This window comes from Ningiella algicola, from assembly GCF_028401415.2.
Taxonomy (GTDB): Bacteria; Pseudomonadota; Gammaproteobacteria; order Enterobacterales; family Alteromonadaceae; genus Glaciecola.
The window spans coordinates 1,738,931-1,760,933 of sequence record NZ_CP171821.2; the positions used below are offsets into that span (position 1 = coordinate 1,738,931).

Annotated in this window: 17 protein-coding genes; 5 read left to right on the plus strand and 12 right to left on the minus strand. The window is 44.7% G+C overall.

The features are described 5' to 3' along the window. Positions 1-130 precede the first annotated feature (130 nt). The 5 genes from PN836_RS07630 to PN836_RS07650 all read left to right on the plus strand — a co-directional run bounded on the left by PN836_RS07630 (position 131) and on the right by PN836_RS07650 (position 8,081). Entirely contained in the window at positions 131-784 is a 654-nt protein-coding gene (locus PN836_RS07630; protein WP_395344649.1) for a DUF1707 and DUF2154 domain-containing protein, read from the plus strand. A gap of 159 nt (positions 785-943) precedes the next feature. Beyond that, positions 944-2,668: an amidohydrolase gene (locus PN836_RS07635; RefSeq protein WP_395344650.1), complete on the plus strand. Its 1,725-nt coding sequence runs from the start codon at positions 944-946 to the stop codon at positions 2,666-2,668. Positions 2,669-3,082: 414 nt separating this feature from the next. Beyond that, positions 3,083-3,901: a sulfite exporter TauE/SafE family protein gene (locus tag PN836_RS07640; RefSeq protein ID WP_395344651.1), complete on the plus strand. Its 819-nt coding sequence runs from the start codon at positions 3,083-3,085 to the stop codon at positions 3,899-3,901. A 47-nt stretch (positions 3,902-3,948) separates the two neighbouring features. Further along, a complete protein-coding gene (locus PN836_RS07645; RefSeq protein ID WP_395344652.1) occupies positions 3,949-5,112 on the plus strand; it encodes an aminotransferase class I/II-fold pyridoxal phosphate-dependent enzyme in 1,164 nt (387 codons plus the stop codon). Positions 5,113-5,354: 242 nt separating this feature from the next. Further along, positions 5,355-8,081 carry a TonB-dependent receptor plug domain-containing protein gene (locus PN836_RS07650; RefSeq protein WP_395345534.1) on the plus strand — a complete coding sequence of 909 codons (2,727 nt, stop codon included), beginning with the start codon at positions 5,355-5,357 and terminating at the stop codon, positions 8,079-8,081. A 224-nt stretch (positions 8,082-8,305) separates the two neighbouring features. Here the strand turns inward: PN836_RS07650 and PN836_RS07655 are convergent, their stop codons facing one another. The 12 genes from PN836_RS07655 to PN836_RS07710 all read right to left on the minus strand — a co-directional run bounded on the left by PN836_RS07655 (position 8,306) and on the right by PN836_RS07710 (position 21,971). Next, entirely contained in the window at positions 8,306-10,069 is a 1,764-nt protein-coding gene (locus PN836_RS07655) for a monovalent cation:proton antiporter-2 (CPA2) family protein (RefSeq protein ID WP_395344653.1), read from the minus strand. Positions 10,070-10,385: 316 nt separating this feature from the next. Further along, positions 10,386-10,817: a DoxX family protein gene (locus PN836_RS07660; protein WP_395344654.1), complete on the minus strand. Its 432-nt coding sequence runs from the start codon at positions 10,815-10,817 to the stop codon at positions 10,386-10,388. A gap of 30 nt (positions 10,818-10,847) precedes the next feature. Then, positions 10,848-11,621, minus strand: a complete 774-nt coding sequence (locus PN836_RS07665; RefSeq protein ID WP_395344655.1) for a DNA-binding domain-containing protein — start codon at positions 11,619-11,621, stop codon at positions 10,848-10,850. A 24-nt stretch (positions 11,622-11,645) separates the two neighbouring features. Next, positions 11,646-12,560 (minus strand): DUF692 domain-containing protein, encoded by a 915-nt coding sequence (locus PN836_RS07670; protein ID WP_395344656.1) that lies wholly within the window; start codon positions 12,558-12,560, stop codon positions 11,646-11,648. Positions 12,561-12,564: 4 nt separating this feature from the next. After that, positions 12,565-12,861, minus strand: a complete 297-nt coding sequence (locus PN836_RS07675) for a DUF2282 domain-containing protein (RefSeq protein ID WP_395344657.1) — start codon at positions 12,859-12,861, stop codon at positions 12,565-12,567. A 163-nt stretch (positions 12,862-13,024) separates the two neighbouring features. Further along, positions 13,025-13,516 carry a YHS domain-containing (seleno)protein gene (locus tag PN836_RS07680; protein WP_395344658.1) on the minus strand — a complete coding sequence of 164 codons (492 nt, stop codon included), beginning with the start codon at positions 13,514-13,516 and terminating at the stop codon, positions 13,025-13,027. A 145-nt stretch (positions 13,517-13,661) separates the two neighbouring features. Further along, the gene (locus PN836_RS07685) at positions 13,662-16,151 is read right to left on the minus strand and encodes a VanZ family protein (RefSeq protein WP_395344659.1); all 2,490 of its coding nucleotides are present in this window, start codon (positions 16,149-16,151) and stop codon (positions 13,662-13,664) included. A 62-nt stretch (positions 16,152-16,213) separates the two neighbouring features. Then, positions 16,214-18,316 (minus strand): prolyl oligopeptidase family serine peptidase, encoded by a 2,103-nt coding sequence (locus tag PN836_RS07690; protein WP_415926401.1) that lies wholly within the window; start codon positions 18,314-18,316, stop codon positions 16,214-16,216. 125 nt (positions 18,317-18,441) lie between these two features. Further along, positions 18,442-18,855, minus strand: coding sequence for an MGMT family protein (locus tag PN836_RS07695; protein ID WP_395344660.1), 414 nt, complete (start codon positions 18,853-18,855; stop codon positions 18,442-18,444). A gap of 20 nt (positions 18,856-18,875) precedes the next feature. Next, complete coding sequence (gene kynU, locus PN836_RS07700) at positions 18,876-20,138, minus strand: kynureninase (RefSeq protein ID WP_395344661.1); 1,263 nt, start codon at positions 20,136-20,138, stop codon at positions 18,876-18,878. Between the two features lie 48 nt (positions 20,139-20,186). After that, the gene (locus tag PN836_RS07705; protein WP_395344662.1) at positions 20,187-21,083 is read right to left on the minus strand and encodes an alpha/beta hydrolase; all 897 of its coding nucleotides are present in this window, start codon (positions 21,081-21,083) and stop codon (positions 20,187-20,189) included. A 24-nt stretch (positions 21,084-21,107) separates the two neighbouring features. Then, positions 21,108-21,971, minus strand: a complete 864-nt coding sequence (locus tag PN836_RS07710) for an alpha/beta fold hydrolase (RefSeq protein ID WP_395344663.1) — start codon at positions 21,969-21,971, stop codon at positions 21,108-21,110. Positions 21,972-22,003: the final 32 nt, after the last annotated feature.

Consider the following 22,003-nt stretch of genomic DNA (forward strand, 5'->3'; position numbering starts at 1 on the left):
AGTCAACTAAGACACTGATATTAAAACGCTTTTTATTTGGCATATAGCGTGCTTATTAAGCATATGCCAAGATCTGGAAATGGCTGAATTTGCAAATTTAACAACGCTGACGAATGCGAAAGGAAACCCCATGCCAGTAAAATTAGAAGACCGCCCTATCGAGCAAGTCAAAGAAGAAGTCATTGACGTACTTGTACATAATTACAGCCGTGGATACATCTCTGCAGACGCGTTTGAGCGCAGGCTCGACGTCGTCATAGAATCCGAATCTACCGTGGCAATGAAAGCTGAAGTTGAGGATTTAGAAGCCCTTCCGGATGACTTCATCAGCGAGTCAAAAGAAAAACAATTTGCACCACAATATGCTGAAGAATCTGCCGAAGAAAGCGACATACTGGTGAATGTTATGGGAGGTTCAGATCTAAGAGGCTCTTGGGTAGTGCCTAAAAAAATCACTAGCGTGAGCATTATGGGTGGCGCAACGCTAGATTTTAGCGATGCACAATTTTCATCGCCTAACACGACCATATACTCCGTCGCTATTATGGGCGGTGACACTATTTACGTACCTGAAAATGTAAATGTAGTATGCAAAGCCTTTTGCTTAATGGGCGGAATTAGCAATAAAGCACCATCAATGGGCGGCAGAAATGCGCCTACCATTACAATAAAAGGGTTTATGCTTATGGGTGGTTCAAATATTAAGCTTAAACACACAATTAAGGAAAAATTCATAGCCTTTGCGAATCAGATCAAGGCAACGTTTGAGAGTGGTAAAACATAAGGTCATAGTTAAACCAGATGTTCGATGGAATAAGCTTATTACTGCTTTTCGTAAGAATGTTTAATGGATAGGTTGTTTGGAGTGGCGTACAGAAAAACTAGTGCTATTGTCTAAAGAAATTACTCAGCGTTTATGCTACAAATAAATAAAAGTGTATCAATGGTAGAGAACTCTAAAGTGTATAATCGCGTTCACTTTTTACTTGTCTTGTGCTTGTTTATCAGCAGCCCAACAAGTGCTGAAAATAAAAATATCGCATCAAGCCAAAGCTGTCAAAAAGCGGACTTTGCGATTTACAACACCACCGTATACACCGTTGACGAGCGAATGCCCAAAGCAGAAGCGGTGGCCGTTTTAGGTAATAAAATTGTCTTTGTAGGCTCCAATACGGCGCTTTTATCTTCAGTCTGCAAAGACACAGAGCTGATGGATATGGCTGGCAATTATGTTTATCCGGGCTTTAGCGATAGTCACCAACATGTTGAAGGTGTGGGTGAACGTCCAAAGACCCTAAGCTTGTTTTCATATAGCTCTTTAAAAGATACGGTAGCTGCAATCGAAGATTTCGCACAACAGGTTCCCGTTGGTCACTGGGTGCAAGGTCGTGGCTGGATTGAGCGGGAATGGACTGACGAACAGCGCTTCTTGAATAAGTGGGACGTTGATCATTTCACAGCCGATAAGCCCCTTTTTATGCCACGCGCAGACGGCGTTTCTGCCTTGGTGAATTCGAAAGCCCTTGCACTGGCTGGTATTGACAAGAATACGCCAGACCCCGAAGGCGGCAAGTTCGAACGCGACGAAAAGGGTGAAGCCACTGGCTACGTTCTTGCCACCGCAATGGAAATCTTTCGTAAGCTCATACCTCCAAAGACGCGAGAATATAAAAAACATAGCCTAATACAGGGAATGGCAATAAACGCCAAACAAGGCTGGACCGCAACGCAAGATGCGGGGATGCCTTTTGTCAATATTGAGCTGATGAAAGAAATTCAAGCCCAGGGCAATATGTCGACAAGAATTTATGCCGCCGCAAATGTGCAAGAGTCAGAAAAGATGTTTGCGCATGGCAGCTACGTAAGCGACGATCATATGTTCGAAGTGCGAGGCATAAAAGTCTACATAGACGGGACACTTGGATCACGTGGTGCAGCTTTACTTCAAAACTACGCCGATGCAAACCATCGGGGCTTTATGAATCGAACCAGCAAAAACGATCTAGACCCTATATTGCGACAAGCTTTGCGAGAAGGCATCCAAATCCAAACACATGTGATTGGCGATAGAGCGGTCCGCTCTTTACTCAACTGGTATGAAGCAGCCTTCAATGATGTCTCATACGAAGAGCGAGCAGTTAAGGACCCGCGCTGGCGTCTTGAGCATGTGCAAATTATTACTCCTGAAGACCAACAGAAAATGATTACATTGGGTGTTATCCCCTCAATGCAGCCAAGCCACGGAATTGGCGACCTAAACTTTGCGCTTGCTAGGCTCGGTTTAAAACGTTTGGAGCATGCTTACCCATGGCAAAAGCTGATCGAGCAAGGTTCAATAATACTTGGGGGTTCTGACGCTCCCGTTGAATTAGGCGATCCACGCATTGAGTTTTACGCCGCAGTTGCGCGCAAGCGCCTCGACGGAACAAGTGGGCGAGGCTGGCATCCTGAAAGCGCAGTCAGCCGCGAGGATGCCTTAAAGATGTTTACTATATGGCCCGCTTATGGCGCATTTCAAGAAAACATCCGCGGCTCAATCGAAGTGGGGAAATTGGCAGATTTTACGATTATGGATACTGACTGGTTACATGCTTCAGAAGAGAAAATTCTGTCAAGCGAAAATCAAATGACAATAGTAGGCGGGAAGATTACTTATCAAAAAGGCTAAGGCCTGTCGATCTTTTCTGTATGAAGTCATTCGTAAAAACATTCTGCATCACAAAGGCGCAAAATCTAAGGGACAAACCACCAAAGTAGTGCAAGTTGCAGCTAAGCAAAAAAAGTACGTAGTCTTGAGCACATTAACAATCCAGCCGTCGCAATTTAACTTAAACTTTAGAAAATAAGTATGCGAGATTCTTATCCTATTGTTTTCATTATTAAATTACGCTCTCAAAAAAACTCAAATAGCAAAGTAGATTAAACTAAAAACAGTTACCTACCCAAGATTTGGCAACGCCTGTTTACATCGTTCAATTACTTTAAACAGCGGGCACAGTTATTGCTCATTCTTTAACCACACATGCTGAATTTACACACTCACTTTTGAAGGCTAGATGCCTAAACACATGTCTGGGACTCGATGGATATCGATATTGTGCTTTTTGTCATTACCCTATGCTGCGCTGGCGCTGTAGCGGGGTTAATGGCGGGACTGTTTGGGATTGGTGGCGGTTTTGTCGTCGTCCCCGCCCTATTGGCAGTGTTACCGTTTTATACGAGTGACACTGATCAATTAATGAAAGTGGCAATAGGTACCTCTTTAGCATCTATCGTTATATCAAGCGCGCGTTCGGTGCAGGCTCATAATAAAAAAGGTGCGGTGGATTTTAATGTGCTGAAGTCTTGGGCCTTGTGGTTAATTATAGGCGTGACAATAGGACTTTTCATTGCATCCATAGTTAACAGCACTACATTAATTCTCATTTTCTCCGTGGGTGTTTTGGGATTTGCGTTGTTTTTTTTATGCCCCAAACTCTTTTCGTTTAGTTCTCCCGATTGGAGCATGCCCTCAGGCCCACTAAAAGTTTCACTCGCTTCCTTTTTGGGTGGATTCTCAGCGTTGCTGGGAATAGGCGGTGGAACCATCACCGTCATCACAATGGTGACTTGCAACCGAAGCGTTCATCAAGCCGTGGCAACCGCAGCAGGTGTCGGTTTTATTATCGGAGTGCCCGGCGCAATTGGATTTTTATTGATGGGTCATAATAGCGTTGGCTTACCTTTTGGCACATTTGGATATGTCAATTTGCCAGGGCTGCTCGCCATCAGCATAGGGAGCTTAGTTACTGCGCCGCTCGGGGCCAAATTGGCACACCTCATTGAAGAAAGATTATTGAAAAGACTGTTTGGAATATATCTGCTAAGCGTATCGCTTATGATGTATTTAAAAACCATATGACAAAGCTTACTTGGCCTGGCCTATTCTGATAGAAATGGAGAACTACAATGTCTAACACTCAGTTTGATCGACGTGATTTTATAAAAACAGCGCTTGCTGGTTCAGCTGCAGTCAGTTTGGCGTCGCTTGCTATACCTGCTATGGCTAGACAAGAAGCACATTCTTCTGCACTGCATTACGGTCCAATGCCTGGCATTGCGAAGCTAGATGCCAACGAAAACCCGTATGGTCCAAGCAAGGCTGCACTTAGCGCTATTATGAAAGCAAGCCAACAAGGGGGTGCCTATTATGCCTATGAAACAGGTCTAAGGCTTATTGACATGATTGCTGAACGCTACTCATTGAAACCAGAGAACGTTACCCTTAGCTCTGGTTCAAGCGGCGTACTAACTTCTGCGGCTCTTTATGCGTCTCAAACAGGCAAAATACTAGGACCAGATTTATTTTGGGATACCACTGCACTAGCACCCCACAATCAGGGAAAAGCAGATATTTTGCGCCTGCCCAAAACAAACGACTTAGCTATCGACTTGGACGCATTTTATGAAGCCATTACTGATGAAGTTTCAATGGTTCAAGTCACAAATCCCAATAATCCAACGGGACGTGCTCTTGATCCTGTTCAGTTAGAAAAGTTTTGCATAAAAGCTTCAAAGAAATGCTTGGTTTTAGTCGACGAGGCATACAACGAATTAACCGATATGCCAGAAAAGCACTCAATGATTCACTTGATCAATAAAGGCCACAATATTGCGGTAGGGCGCACCTTCTCAAAAATATATGGGCTGGCAGGCATGCGAGTAGGCTATTTATTATCGAGCGCCGACAACATTGAAAAAATTAGCAAATTTGGTATGGGCGGATACGCAATGAACCAAGCCGGACTTGCAGCAGCTATTGCATCCTTTGATGATAATGCTTTCCTAACATTCTCCAAAGAGAAGATAGAACAAGGCAGAGAAATGGTAATGAGCGCAGTCAAAGCCAACGGCCTCTCTGCGCTGCCCTCAACGACAAGCTTTGTTTTTGTGAATCTTGGCGATGTTAATGCAGACAAGTTTAGAGCAGAAATGAAAGCGCAGAACGTTATGATACGGGGCGTTTACAGGGATTACCTTAGTTGGTCGCGAGTGAGCATGGGGAAAATTGAGGATGTACAAAAATACGTAAATGCTCTACCTAGAGCGCTTGATACTCTGAGAAATACCTAGTGATTAGCTGATATCTGTAGCCTAAATCAAGCGCTGTCTATCTTGATTGTCATTATTGGTGCGATGTGCTGAAGTGTGTCGCACAAAACCGGTGCAAAAACATATACTTAGAATTACATAGAACTCTAAACCATTGATACTATTGGTCTTTCTACTTGGCACTAGTTTTGAATATTAAACACGACTCGCCAAAAATAATATTTACCACATTTCTCGTCATAAGGGAGAAGGCCGTGAAACACATGCTCAATGAAAACACCATAACCACGAAAAAAAGTGCGATTTATGCTGCTTGTGCTTTAGCACTCGCATCAATGTCACCCATTTACGTTAATGCTCAAGAAGAGGATGGTGCTGAAGACCAAGAGACACCAGAGAACATTATTGTTACGGGTACGCGTATGACCAACCGTTCAGCCGCTGACTCACCCGTTCCGGTTGATGTCATAAGTGGTGAAGAGTTTCGCCAAAACGCCTCTGCAGACGTTCAAGATATGCTAAGAACCTCGGTTCCCTCATTCGATATAAATACCCAACCGATAAGTGATGCTGCGACCATAGTTCGACCTGCTAACCTGCGTGGCTTATCGCCTGATAACGTGCTGGTTTTGGTCAACGGTAAACGTCGACACCGTGGTTCAATCATTTCGTTTCTCGGCGGAGGTATTTCAGACGGTGCACAAGGCGTAGATATTTCTGCTATTCCGTCTATGGCATTAAAACAAGTTGAAGTGTTGCGAGATGGCGCTTCTTCTCAATACGGTTCAGATGCGATTGCTGGCGTGCTTAACTTTATTTTGCGGGATAATGCCGAAGGGCTAGAGTTTCAGGCACGCTATGGTTCCACATATGAAGGTGATGGCGATAATTATGTCGTCTCTGCAAACGCGGGGTTCGCGCTTGGTAACGAAGGCTTTGTGAACATCACAGCAGAAATACGTGAAGTTGATGGCACGATACGATCAGTGGTGCGAGACGATGTGGCGTTTCAAATTGAAAATGGCTATACGCCCGTTGCGGATTTCGAGCTTATCAACAGCTACACCAGTGAAGTACCTCAATATTGGGGCCAGCCCGATGTTGAAGACGATATAAAGCTGTTTATTAATTCAGAGTACGAAATAAACGAATCGGTAGAAGCCTATCTCTTTGGCAACTACGCTGAGCGCATGGTTACGGGTGGATTCTTCTATCGCAACGTTGTCGGCGGCCCATCTGGACAGCGTGGCGGCGTATATCGTGGTCCCTTAGTAGATCCTGCAACCGGTTTTGAAGACCCAAATGGCGTTGCCTCAGTGCTGGTAGGTGATCTTGATGGTTTAGGCGTCGGTGGTTCTTGTATAGCGGGTATTCCACTTGGTGGTCAAGGCGGTGTTAACCCTGACGCTACTTTACTTGCCCAAGTAGCTGCCGATCCTAACTGTTTCTCGTTTATTGAAACCATCCCCAGTGGGTTTGTACCCCGTTTTGGTGGCGAAAATGAGGACATGTCTATTACCGTGGGAATTCGTGGCGACCTTAACATCGGAACTGGTCTTTTTTATGATTTCAGCGCTCAACAGGGCTCCAACAGAACAGACTTTTTCATCAGAAATACGATTAATGCATCGCTTGGACCTGATTCTCCCAGAGATTTTGTGCCGGGTGGGCAAGAGCAAACCGAAACCCTTTTCAATTTGAACTTTGTTTATGCTACCGACGTTGGTTTGTACTCTGATTTGAACATTGCGTTTGGTGCAGAGTATCGCGAAGAAGAGTTTGACTTATTTGCAGGAGACGCAGCATCTTTTGCGCTGGGACCGTTAGCAAGTCAAGGCTTTGCTTCAAGCTCTAATGGTTTCGGCGGATTTCCCAATAGCACCTCCGCGTCTCAAGACAGCCAAGCTGTTTACATCGATCTTGAGGCAGACATAACAGAAAGTTTGACCTTACAAGCTGCCGTTAGAGGGGAAGACTTCAGCGAGTTTGGCAGCACGACTGACTATAAAATAGCTGGTATCTTTCACGTTACAGATGAAGTGCGCATTCGCGGCGCCTACTCAACTGGATTTCATGCGCCTACTGCTGGACAAGCAAACATCACAAACGTGACTACGCAGAATATTAATGGCACCTTGGTAGACCAAGGTACACTGCCATTGTCGTCCGTCGCCGGGCAACTAGCGGCAGATTTTGTAGCGAGCGCGGGTAATGGACGACCTGAATTGGGGCCAGAAGAAGCGGTTAATTTCAGTTTCGGCATTGGTTTTGAAGTAGCAGGAAGTTCGTGGACCATAGACTATTACAACATCGAACTAACTGACAGAGTAGCATTGGGCGCTAATGTTGATTTTCTGTCTGCATTGAATTTTGCAGGCGGGCCAGGTTCTGATTTTGCTACCGTCTCGGAGGGTTTAACGATATTGGATGCGCAAGGTATCGTCAATCGACAAGACTTTATTGGATTGGATGACCTATCTCAGTTCCGGTTTTTTTCTAATAGTTTTGATACGACCACTCAGGGCCTCGATATCGTAGGTAATCTAGACTTCGATTTCATGGGCGGTGAGTCCCGCTTAACGATTGCGGCTAACTACAATGAAACTGAAGTCGACGATGTGGGCACAGTCAACCCCATAAGCGACGGGCGAGTGCGCGCAATTGAGGACTTACTCCCAAACACGCGAGCTAATGTTTCTTGGTCACATACTGATGGCCCATTCCGTACCTTGCTGAGAGCAAATTATTATGGAGGCTGGGATGACACTGGCAACGGCGTTGATGATATAAGTGCTGAAGTGCTAATTGATGCGGAATTGGCGTATCAATACTCGGAGCACCTTGAGTTAGTCGTTGGTGTGGATAATTTATTCGATACCTACCCCGATGAAAACCCAAGCGCTGGAAGCCTCGGTCAGCTCTATTCAGAGGCAAGCCCTTTTGGTTTCAATGGCGGTATGTGGTATTTGCAGGCCAGAGTAAGCTACTAGATACATCAATTTTTGAGAGCCGTATGACATGAGCCATCTTCTATAAGCAGATGGCTCATTTTTCGTTAAGCTACTCGTTTTAGCATCTATTTGTTTGCCATGATGAGAACTCTGGATATGAAATTGCCCAATGACTGTTAAGGACTTTGATTGGGTATTAGAACTTAATCAAGGTAATGCGCTGAACCTTAAAGAGATGGTGAAGCGACTTGATGTGAGCGCTCTTAAGGCGCATCACTCTCTTTTCGATCGTTTTCAAATAGTGTTTGTAATTCCTCTCTACCTTGTGCGGCGGTTTTGACCAAACCGTCAAACTCCATGTCCTCTTCAATCACTTTGCTCAGCATTTGCTGATCGTGTTGCTCAAAGATGTCTACCATGCTTTCGCTTTGTCCTTGGGTATAACCATAGGCCTGCAGCACATTTTTACAGGCGCCAATACCCGCGTCAAACATTTCTCTGACGATATGTTTAACGCCTAATTTACCCAGCTCAGTGGCATGAATTCGGTTGCGGGCGCGCACAATAAGAGATACATGGGGATACTCTTTTAGAATGAGCTTAGTCAGCTTGGTAATTTCTTCTGGATTATCGATGGCAATGAGTATTACGCGCGCCTCATCAATTCCAGATTTTTTTAATAAGTCTAACCGTGTTGCATCACCATAGAACACGCGATTGCCAAATTTCTTTACGAATTCTATATGCTCAGCGTCTTTGTCCATTGCGGTAAAAGCTATGTTGTTGGCTGACAGCACGCGGGCTGTGATTTGCCCGAAACGTCCGAAGCCAGCGATAATGACTTGAGGCTCATCGCTATCGGCATGCGTATCGTACACTGCAGGGCAGTTTTTAGTGTTGAAAAATAAAGAATGCAAGATCACTAAGGGCGAAGTGAGTGCCATAGAGATGCCAACAATCAAATTCACCTGCCCCGCAATTTCCGCGCTCAGCACGAAGCTAGATACTGCGAGGGTCATGACTACAAAAGCAAACTCACCACCTTGGGAAAGCATTAATGCCACTCGCATGGAGTCAGTGTTTGACTGCTTTGTTGCTTTGAGTATTGCAAAAATAATGAGCGCTTTAATAAGCACCAATAATATACTCATTCCCACAATAAATAATGGCTCAGCAATCAATAAGCCTAAATCTAAGTTCATTCCAATTGCGATAAAGAAAAGCCCGAGCAAAAGACCTTTAAATGGCTCAATCTCCGTCTCTAACTGATGTTTAAAACTGCTGTCTGCTAACAAGATGCCTGCAACAAATGCCCCCATGCCCATTGACAGGCCCGAAGCAGACATTGCAAGCGCAGTCACTAACACAATAAATAAAGCGGCAGCAGTCATTACCTCTGAGCTGCCATATCTGGCAACAATGCGTAAAAAGGGATTGATCAAAAAGCGTCCAATAACCAGTACGGCTAATACAGCAAGAATGCTGATATACCAAGCAGGTCCTTCTTCGCTTTGGGTGGGTGCAAATGATGCTACGATGAGCAAAATTGGGATGACGGCTACATCTTGCATTAATAGCATCGAAAAACCTTGCTGCCCGGGTGGCGTTTTCAGTATTCGCTGTTCGGTCATAAGTTGTATGGCGAAGGCGGTGGATGACAACGCGAGGGCAAGGCCGATAGTAATGCTTATGGGAAGCGAGAGGGAAAAGAGTAAGTAACAAATCGCGCCAATGACCAGGGCACTGACAAAGAGCTGGCTTCCTCCACTAAATAGAATTTGATTGCGCATTTTCCATAAGGTTTTAGGTTCAAGCTCTAGACCTATTACAAACAACAAAAGCACTACGCCAAGCTCAGCAAAGTGCAAAATGGTATAAGGGTCGTCAATAAAATTAAGCGCAGATGGGCCAATGATAATACCGGCAATTAAATAACCCAGGATACTGCCCAGCTTCAAACGTTTAAAAAGCGGCACCGCAATCAACGTAGCCCCTAAGAAAATAGCAACCGACCCTAGCAAACTCATTCGTATAAAATTCCTAATTCGTCTTTGCTAGCAGTGTAGTCTGATTTTAAATAATTGTCTTTGCAGAATATTGCTGTGATGATTGTTTGGAAAGTGAAGTATAGAAGTTTGGTTTCAGTAAGATTGACAGTTAATTAGAGGGGAAGTTTCGCGTTTGAAAACCGCTGTGCACCCGTCCTTGGGCGCTCGGCGAAATCGTCCGTGATTTCGACGTTTTCAAACGCGAAACTTCCCCTCTAATTAACTGTCAATCCCCACCATCATTTGATGTTTTAAGCTAGAAAAATAACCGCTCTTTGGCAGAGCGGTATGAGGCCTATTTAATTTTTAAGAACTTATCTGCGCCGAGTTTCCCTGCACCCCAAATAATATTTGCGATGAGCATGAGTCCCCAAACGTAGTGAAGATATAAGGCTGCTGCTGGAATGTCTTCTAAGCTAATAACCGCTACGTAGTTTACGATGAAAAGGCCAATCGCTGCTTTTCGCGTGAATAAACCTAATGCTAATAGTACGGGAAGAATAAGCTCACCCGCTGTGGCCAAATATGCGGCGCTTACATGGTCTAATACGGGAACGGCATATTCGTATTCAAAAAGTAGAAGGGTTGATTCCCAATCGTTAAGCTTAGTTAAACCTGATTTGAAAAACACCCATGCAACGTAAAGTCGCGCAGCAAGCAATGCTGGGATATCAAGATGGTTTAGAAGTCCGAAGGTGCGATTGTACAACTCAATGAGTTTTTTCATGTCAGTATTCCATTTGTTTGTGTTTCAATTTTATTGGGTTGAGTGCACACCAAAAATGCGTTTTTCTTGTATTTGTTCTGTTAACCATGGCTCTAATGCCTCTGGTTGTTGTTCAAAATGCTCAAGTACGCTGGCGATGCTGTCTCTGCTATTTAATTGCTCAAATGCTGTTTGATTAATGTCACTTAAACTAAGCAATTTCGCTTTATAGTCAGGGCGCCACAGCATAATAGACCGAGCACGGTCGGAATTTATTGCATCGCTTATGGAATTATTTAGTTTTTGCATGAATGCTTCTCGCTCGGCTCCCTGTTCATGTAGGCTTGGCGTATTTGCAAAGTGATAGAAAAGTTCGACCGGAAATAAGAATTTGGCAATTGAAAAGCCGGGCGCTAAGGTAAATTTAAGCTCGCTGTGAGGGCGCTCGTTAAGCAAATTGAATGACTGAGCATCAAAGGCGACGTCTTTTTCACGCTCTATTGTGCCCATTCGCCAGTCCAGTTCAGCGACTTCAGTTAAATATGGCATGCTATCAATACCGGGAGTTTGCATAATAAATGGCGCAAACTCTTCGCCAAAATCAGCCCAATCAAATTGGGCTTTAGGGTGAGCGAGTAAAAAAGCGCGCGCTAATCCTCTAAAATCGGCCTCATCTAATAAAAAATGTACAGTCGGAAATGAAATAGACATCGCGCGAATGCCATTTTCGATGAAGTTATTGTGGTAGACCTGCACACCGTTTAGCTCATGGCTCGCCGAATTAGCACTGAAGATGTTTTTAATTAATTTTTGTTGATAGTTCAAGCGCGTTCCCTCTTTGCTTATGACTTAAGATGGGCGTTTTGCCTGCGCTAAGAGCTGTCGGGCTTTTGCGCCTTGCTGTACAAGCACTTCCCAAGTGGGCAAGTTCGTATCCCATTCAACCAGTGTGGGCGTAGAACTAAATCGCTTTACTGCATGCTTATAAATCTGCCAGCACTGCTCTGACACTGCTTGTCCATGATCATCAATGATGAACCCGGCAACCTGCTGCTCACTAAATCCAGCTAAATGAATCTCGCCCACTAGTTCAGGCGGGATCTCGTCGATAAGCGCTGCAACATGCTCTAGCACGTTTTGCGTGCCTTGATTGAGTGCGTTCACAATTAAGTTATTCAAATCTAGCAACAAGCCGCAGCCAGCGTGCTTACACATGGCAATCAGAAACTCCGTCTCTCGCATCTCATCAAGCGCTTGAGCTTCCATGTCAGATGGTTTGATGTAGGCAGACAGATTCTCAATAAGGATTGGGCGTTTAATGGCGTCTTGGAGCTGCTGAATATTGTCAGATATTGCGTTTAAAGAAAGCTGATTATAAGCAATTGGAAGCAAGTCGCCAGAATGGTAAATCTGTCCATCTATATTGGCCCTGTTAAAGCAAAGATGCTCGGAGACCATTAAGGGGTCAGTGCGCTCAACTAAGTCAGAAAAAAGCGTTAACTGATCCTTTGGCAAACGTAACTGAGAACCCAACCCAAGTGAAGTACCATGAACACTGACGTCGTATTTTTCTCTCACATCGTAGAGCAATTCGCGCGTAATACCTCCTTTGGCGTAAAAATTCTCAGCGTGGATCTCAACAAAATCGATGGGATGAGTAGAATGGTCGTGCGCTAAGGCATCGTCGTAATGTAAATGACGAAGCCCGACACCAACTAATGGTCCGGGCTTCAATATTTGCGTTTCAGCAGAAGATGATTGCATCAACTTAGCTGTTTTTGTTAGCCTGCATTTTTTCGTAAATCTCTTTGGCTTCTTTACGGCTATAGCCACCAAGGTCTTTACATGTGCCGCCTGGAACTAGGCGCCATTCACCAATATCGTTATCTACAGTAGACTGACCCGCACAGCTGTGTGTACCTGCTAAATTACCACAGTCGTTTTGACCTGCTGGTGAGATGCCGTAGCACTTTTCTTTTTTCTTACTTGCTGCTTCAACAGAGTCAGCAACACCCATGGTCATTACAGTAGCAATAGCGGCAGCAACAGCGATATTCGTTTTCATAGTGATTTCCTTTGTTTAAATTTTAGCACCTAACATTTGTTCGTATTTATCAGGGCTGTTTAAGTAATAAAATAGTCAGTTAATGATGTTTATTTAGCTTGGTTATTTAATTAAACCGGTGAAAGCATCGATTTCTTTCACCCGTTTTTCATTTTTTTAAAACTTACAGCTCTGCAATCGACTTGTTCTCAATATCTAACCAAATGTCATTGCCAGTTTCAATATTTCCCGTGCGGTCTTTATCCCATACTCGTTGTGCACCAGCGTTGAGATTAAGATACAGCTTTCCGTCAACTACTGCCCATGCAGTCGGATCTACATCATACTTCTTTTCTTGCGTAACACCAAAAGCACAGTATCCGCCGTATTGAGGTGCGTAGTTATCAGGTGCGCTTTCAAACAATGATTGGTTCTCTTCGCTGGCAAAGTAATACGTTGCACCGTTATGTTTTGCTGAGTATTGCTGTGAACCTTTAGTGGGTTCAGACACTGTAAAATACGCCACCGGATCGTAGCCTTTTATGGCAACGCCGCTTTCATCTACATTTACCGCTTCAAGTGATGAGTTAGATTGACTGGGGATTAGCCCGCAAGATGTAAGCACAAACGCTATGAATAATGTAGCGATAGTGAGTTTTTTTGACGGTAAAGACATGTAAGTAGCTCCATTTTGGTTAAGTTGGTATCTCGATAATTCGCTTTGCCAATTGGGCGTTTGATTACCGAGTCACTAATAAGACCTGAGCAGCTTATGAACACTTTCACTTTTTTTAAAAAAACTTCTCGGATATCGCCTCAAGTCATATTTGATGCGGCTTTGTGGAAGGCTTAAATTTGTTAGAATGATTGGAAACTGGCACAAAACTAGCGCTAAGTTGTGCTAAATGATGCTGCATCGCGAACACAACTGCGATCACAATAAGCAATAAATAGTGCAATCCTAAAAATATATAAAAGGTTGTTTGCTCTAAGAGCAGGCTTTCTCTGTCAGGGCTAAATAAAAACTGAAGTGGCGTAAAAACCGTGTTGTATTTAAACACGAGGTCTACAAGGCTTATGCTGATTAACCAGTGTCCGACAGGCCCTGATGCACAAATGAATATGACGCCCGTTACTATCGACGCAAAGGAAGCAGACGCTCTTTCTTCACTGAAAAGTTTTACAAGCATACGGCTGCTTATCAATATACACGGCGGGTAGAATGCAAATCCAAGTAACGCTATGCTGTACCCATTGTTTTTCATCAATTCGGTGAGGTTATCTGTGCCTGCCTGCACAACCACGACCAGATAAGAAAATGGCACAACTAACATAGCCCACGCGCTATACAGTATGAGGTGATAGTTTAATGAGCGCGGCAAATTACGCGCTGCACACACATCACTGGCTATGACTACATATAAAAACACAAAGGGTAAAGTTAGCGCAAAAAAGCGATAAATAATTTCCACTGGATGCGGCAAAAAATTCCATACTGGAAAGCCAACCACGTCCCATAAAGCTTCATGCGGGAAGACGATGTGAGCGCCAATGCTTATTGATAAGCCAATTATTACACAAGCAAGCAGTGTGTCTTTGGAATAAAGTCGTCCCAAGCGATTTGCACGCCCTATCACGACCAACGGCGCAAAAGCTAAACTGACAAATAAGAATGATATGAACAAGGGAGAAAGCGGTGCGGGGTATTTATCAAACACTTCTTTGACGTTGTATGGCGTTGCATCGAGGCTAAGCAAAACCCAAAGCGCGACAGCTAGCAACAAGGTCATGCCAATGAAAGATATGACGATAGGTCTGATCGCCTGGGTACGCCGAAGTTCTGGTGTTTTCTTTGTAGAGTAAATGCTAGTGCTGACACCATCAGCCGCATTCATGTCGTGGCGAGATGATAGTGCTTGCTCGGAGCGAATCTGATTTACTGCAACGCGCGTTTTGTGCTGCATGGGTTGTCGCGTTTGATGAGAGCGATAGAGTGTTAACCCTAAGCAAAAACCGAACACGTTTAACAAGGTGTCGGAAACGGATGCTACTTTATTCGCCATCAACAATTGTGTCAGCTCTAACGCACTTATCGCGGCGAAGGTCAGCATTAACACAAACACGTAATGCAGTGTGCTCGCCTTAGCTTTGTGTCTGTAAAACTGCACTAACAGGCCCAAAGGGATAAATAGCGCAGTCTTTCGCACCAATTGCGTGATCGCGACAAAGGGTTCATCTGCCCAATAAGCCAAAAAGGGAATAGAGAAAAATCCATCCACCCTAGCCCAAAACTGCCCTCGATTTACCACCTCAATAGGAAAGGTGTATAAACCTAGCAAGACAAAGAAAAAACCAAAATAAGCGATGATGGCGTAAAACGAAAGCCTTTGAGCACGAGATTCACCGTGTTCTGCCGACCCATTGGATGATGACGTACCTCTTTCAATTGAGTGGAACAACTTCCGAGCAATTACAATCCCAACAAAAGCAGCTATGACATCAGTGATATCAGTGAAGCGACTTAAAACAGGCAGTTGCGCCAGCTCAATGGCAATGGCAGTAAGCATTAAAAACATCGTCGTTTTTTGCGGATGAAAACGATCTGACTTTATATAGCACCACGTGATAGCAGCCCAAATTAATATATCGATGATGATGCTAAGGGAGCCGCTGATAGGTTTGCGGGTAATTTCGTAAAAGGGGATTGTTGAAATCCGTCCATCTGCCCATTTTTTTGTCAGTTCGGTAAAACTTAAGGATAAATCGAAGGGCATTAAGCTGTAGATAAACAAGATAGTGATGATCACAATGCCATATACCTGCCACTTATCAGAGCGCTGCTCAGATGACATTTTCAGCAAAAGGGCATGGGCGCGAGCTTTGGTCACAGCAAAAATCAACAGGGTGAGTAATATCCCTAAACCCTGCGCATAGACGTCTTTAAACGAAGTGGTGCGCCTGTCGATAAATAGCTGCGCAAATTCTATGGCAATGGATATCGCGCCAATGCCTGCTATCACTAAAACGGAATATAGGAATATCTTAAAAACGTTTTTTTCGCCTGATTTGAGCAACATGGCGCAATAAAAGAGCGGCGCCATTAACAAGAAGTTCGTGAACCAGTCGGCACGTTTGTCAGGGTCAATGGCGAAGTCTAGTTTATCAAGAGACGCAAATATTGATATTGCTTCAGATACACTCACGTCATTGAAATTAAGTGGCACAAGGCTGCCATAAATGACGAACAGCAAATACGCCAGCGTCGCTAGCAGTATCCGCTGCCTCACATTTGCCGCGATTGCCTCATGCATGTCTACATTCATCCTTAATGTTCATCGTAGCTAATCCATTCTTGACCCTTAAAACAAGGTTATTAATCTGAGCTTGGTTTATCCTCAGTTTCGGATGCTTCTCTATATTTTTCAAACCAAGCGAGTATATTTTCAATCTTCCCTACCATTCTAGACGGTTTACTCGCGATGCCGTGAGAGGCTCCAGGCACTTTCACTAATACCGTATCTACTTTTAACAGTTTCAAAGCTTGATAGTACTGCTCAGTCTCTGACATAGGTGTCCGTTTGTCATTGACGCCTGTCAACAACATTGTAGGTGTTTTTACATTCGCCACTAAAGACAGCGGCGAACGCTCCCAGTAATGCTCTAAATTATCCCACGGCATACCCGGGAACTGATAGGGAATTTGATACAAACCGCTGTCTGCTGTAAGCACTTTTGAAATCCAGTTGATCACAGGCTTTGCCACCACCGCAGCCTTAAATCGGTCAGTCAAGCCAATTGCATAGGCAGTTGCAATACCACCAGCTGAACCACCGGTGATAAACAAGTTATCAGGATCGGCAACGCCTTTTTCGATTAGCGCATCTATGCCCGACATATGATCGGCAAAATCATACTTTGACGAGTATTTGTTCTGCAACAATAGCGCGAAGCGCTCACCATAACCTGTACTGCCGCGATGATTATTAAAAAACACGACGTAGCCCTCGGCTGCCATGCGCAGCACTTCTGATGAAAAGTGTGGACCATATGCCAAATGTGGACCGCCATGAATCTCGATAATCAAAGGATATGTTTTGGAGGCATCATACTGTGGCGGCAGCACATACCAGCCATGAATTTCTTCGCCATCAATCGATGACTTGTAGGTAATCTCTTCAATAGCGCCTAAATTCTTATGCGCAAACAGGTCCTCATTGAGCCGGGTAAGCTGAACTTCTTTGCGCCCGTCTTTTATATACATGTCCGCTGGTCGGTCAAAACGCCCTTTGGTAAAGGCAATGACACCGTCAACAGCGCTAAAGTCCCCGCTCGTATAAGGTCGCCCCAAGGACTCACCCCCCAAACCAGACACTTCATTCTCATGTTTGCCTGACAAGCTGACATAATCGACTTGCGTGACGCCTCTGACCATTTGCTGATAATACAGGCCACTATTACCCTTCCACTGAAAGTTGGATAGACTGTTGTCGACATCCTCTGACAGATTGCGATCATTGCTACCATCCACGTCCATCACGTGCAAATACCGGTTGCGATAAGCAAGCTTTTTATCATCACGTTTAGAATACGCAATCAATTTACCGTTGGGAGAAACCACGGGACTGCTTTCAGCGCCAGGTGCATCGGTAATCTGTGTAATGCTGCCATTAAGCGTCACCATAAATATATCCGACTCACCAGGCTCATACTCCCAGTTGTCACTTCGATTTGCTGAGAAGACAATACCTTGGCTGTCAGCTGTCCAGCTTAGGCTACCGCTATGATGATATGCGCCGCTAGTAATTTGGCGAGCAGTACCGCCATCTGCTGGCACAGTAAAAATATGCGTATATGCTGGCTCCAAAACGCCTCGCCCATCAGCTTGATAACGCGCTTTGGTAATGTATTGAAACGGCTCAGCCCATTCTGCCTCTTTGGGTTTATCTGGCATTGATACCGATAAAGGCTTTTCTTTTACCGACACACTCATGGTAAATGCGAGTTGTTTACCATCAGGCGACCATGCAAGCGATGAGGGCGACTCCCACACATTGCTAATCAATGCAGTTTGCCCGCTGTCCATCCAGCGAACATAAAGTTGGGGCTTTCCATCTGAATTGGAAATATAGGCTAAGCGCGACCCGTCGGGTGACCAGCGCGGTGAATAGTAGTTGCTCTTGGAAGATAAAACAGGACGATGACTTTGACCGTCAGTACTCGCTATCCAAATACTCGAGCGTGCGCTATCGGTCATAATATCATTGGAACGCCTAACGTAAGCGACGTGCTCTGCATCAGGTGAAACTTGCGGATCGCTGGCAAGTTCTAACTCAAAAATGTCCTGCGCTTGAAAAATTAATGGCGCGTCTTCATCCTCTACGCTTGATGAGTCTGCCCAGGCACTAAAGGAAGAAAGCAACACAATGGAGCTTGTCAGCAAGGCCTTTGTCACCTTTTCCTTTAACATTACGCCCATGTTCCCCATCTCTCTATTTGCAAATAAACGCTTTTTCAAGGTGTTCCCCCTAATCACAAAATGTGGTTGTTGTTCAGACTCATGTGCTGGACACTGCTGCTATATAAACTGCTGCTGTCGAATGACTAGTACGAAAGCTCATGCAACAATGTATGCATATCTGGCTGCCATTGAAAGTCTTTCATTTTTACGCGATTGTTAAATACTGCCACGCCTTCTTCTTGTAGCTTGCCTGTTTGCAGTCTTGCGTGTTCGCTAGCCTTATCAAACGCGATTTCTCCGCTACTTCGAACGATACGATGCCAGTTAACGCTCCTCGGATGCTCACGATGTTTCTCAGAGCTTGACGATAGAGTGTTGTGCAAAGATTCGTACTGCGGCAAGCCGCCAAGGGCTTTACCGACCAATCTTGCCCTCCCTGGCAAACCCGCTAAATCTGCAATTTGCCCATAGCTAGCAACTTTGCCTCTGGGCACTAAATTCACAACTTTATAAATATTAATGTATTTTTTTGGGCTAGCGGCTTCAATAGGGCGCATATAATAAATTCTTTAAATCTTTAGGTAACAGCGTGTTTTACTTGGTATTCACTGTTCAAGTATAGCTTGTTTTCCATTACTACCTTTAGCCGAAGTGCAGCCTCAAGCATGTCTTGGTGACGCAAGAATAAAGGTGAAAAACCTAACCGCAAAATATTTGGCGCACGAAAGTCTGCAATCACCTTTTTATCAATTAAGGCCTGGCAAATCGCATAGGCATCAGGATGTGAGTAAGCCAACTGGCTACCGCGCTGACACGGCTCACTTGGCGTAATACAAATAAAGCCATCGTTTGGCAAAAAAAGCGCATCAAAGCATGCTTCAAAAAAACCTAGCAAACTCACAGATTTTTCTCTGATTTGTTGTGCACTTAAGCCATTGAAGATATCAAGCGATGCATCTAGGACGCTCATTGAAATAATTTGCGGCGTGCCTGCTAAAAATGCCCGCACGCCCTGCCCTGCCTCGTATTTTTGGGTGAACTCGAAGGGTTTTTTGTGGCCCATCCAGCCAGATAAAGGTTGGCGAATATCGTTCAAGTGACGTTTTGCGGCATACACAAATGCGGGCGCGCCCGGTCCACCATTTAAATACTTATAGGTGCAGCCCACCGCATAATCAACATTACAGCCATTCAAATCTAATTCAAGGGCACCAGCGCTGTGAGCTAAGTCCCATATCACTAAAATATCGTGACGATGTGCAGCCTCTGTGATCGCAGCCATGTCCAAAATACGTCCGCTTCTGAAATTCACATGAGTTAGCATAAGCACAGCGGCTTGTTCAGCATACTTATCAATGCTGCTGAGAATTTCGTCCTCGTCAATGCATACTAATTCGCATTTGCTTTTGCCCAGTAAATCACTTAGGCCCTGCACCATATAAAGGTCGGTTGGGAAATTATCTGATTGAGACAGCACGAGTGATTTATCGCATTTATGCAAAGCGGCGCACAGCACTTTGGTTAAGTTCACTGAAATAGAGTCGCATGCGATAACTTGAGACGCTTCTGCACCCAGTAATGGTGCGATTTTAGCGCCCACTTGAGCGGGCAAATCAATCCACTGATGTTTATTCCAGCTGCTGATGAGGTCATCGCCCCATTGCTGTTCTACAACTGTTTTAGCACGCGTTTTCGCCGCCTTTGGCAAGGGCCCTAATGAGTTGCCATCAAGATAGATACAATCTTCAGGCAACAAAAAGTCATTTAAAATGTGTTTTAAGGGGTCTTGCTGGTCAAGACTTGCAGCTTCGCTTCGAAGGCGCTGACTTAGATCTGTCATTTAGGCATCTTCACTCTTAAAAATGGAACCGAACGATGAATTACTCAATCAGGGCTTTGCTTCAAACCTGGCAAGTACATCAAGAATGTGTTTAAACGCAAATGTACCCGGATGGATCCAATCAAAGTGCCCGGCTTCTGACTCGAATATTTCTGTGGCATCTGGATGTCGAGCAAATTTTGCATCTACGATGGTATCTTTTCCTCCTATGAGCACAAAAGCTGAGCCTGATTCAAAGTCATAGTTTAGTACTGAGGCGTGTTGGTATTGCTCAAGTCTTTGCTCAGCATCGCCGCCCATAAACACAGGGGTTGCCGATTGACAAGCGTTGTCGCCTTTGGAATATCCAATTATGTCAACAATGGGCGCAAGTCCAATAGCGGTGGAATCAGGCCATTTGTCACTTACATTAAGATCATCGTTTTGAGGTAGCACCTTTGCAGACGCTAGCATTGCTAAATGTCCGCCCGCGCTGTGACCCATAAACACCAGCGGAAGCGCGCTAAACGAGTCCGGATAATCATCTTTTATTTTATGTACAGCCAGCACAATATCTTCAATCGCCACCGGCCATTCTCCCCCGTTGCCTGCACGGCGATATTCCAGACTCCATACTTGATAGCCTGCTTTGGATAAGGCGCTGCTAAATGCCTGAGTATGCTCAATATCAAATTGCGATAACCAGCAGCCGCCGTGTATAAACACGATATTTGCCTTTGCCTGATTGTCTAGCGGTCGATATCGCCAAATTTGCTGGTTAGGATCTTCGCCATAAGAGATCACCTGTGCAGGGGGCTCAAAGGCCAAGCTGGTCACATCCGAGAAGGCCACGTTATGTGCTAATGAATTAATCTTAAGTTCACTAGGTGTTTGTTCGACCTGCGTTTTTAATGCACACGCACTCACGCAACATATCAAAAGTAGTAATAAAAACGGTTGACTCATCCATGGATTCTCATTGCTGTTGGATCAGGTCTTTAGCTTATCATCCAGCCAGTCAAAAGTATCTTGCCAAAGTGAATGCGCGTGCTTTTGAAAATAGCCCATATGGTCAATCGACTTCATGCCCGCCTCTTGTGGCGAAATATCACGAGGGACAACACGCGCATTCTTATAGCCTTTAAAAAATGCATCTCTGGATGCAGGCTGTGCCCATTTGTCGTCTAGTGCATTGGCAGCCACAATTTCTTTGTCGAATTTTGCAAACTGTTCGTGCAAGTGTTGCATATTTGGATCATCAAAAAAGTAATGCGGGAAACTGCACCAGTGCTTCCACTGACGATACACATCTATCGGCAAATCCTCTCCCATGCCTAGCTTGCTCCACGCTAGAAACCCGTGTCGTTTAACAATAGCGGGCGCAATGACTCGCCACCAAAAAGCGACTTTGTAACGCTCAAGAACAGGCATGTATGAACTATTGCCCGCTCCGGTTCCAAATACATAAGCACCTTCGATTAAATGGGCATTAGGCAAAAGCCCTACGGCATGCCCACCGTAGGAATGCCCAATGAGGTAAATGGGTAAATTGAAACGCTGGGCATAATCAACAGCAGCGGCTAAGTCTTGTTGCGCCCAATCAAGATAGTCCATTTTTAAGCCCTTAAGCGAGCCGGCTTTTGACTGGGCAATACCTCGATAGTCTAAGGTCAACACATTAAACCCTGATTTGTTGGCAGCAAATGCATAGCGCTGATAAAAGCGCTGTGGCACGCCCGTCGCTCCAGCGAGCACAATTTGCGCCTTCGGCCGGTATGCCTGATAAACCATGGCTCGCAGTGCAGTATCGTCTTGCGTGCGCAACTGAACGCTGGCTATTGAGAGAGTTTTCATACTTCCTTCCCTTTTGCTAATGACTTGGAAAA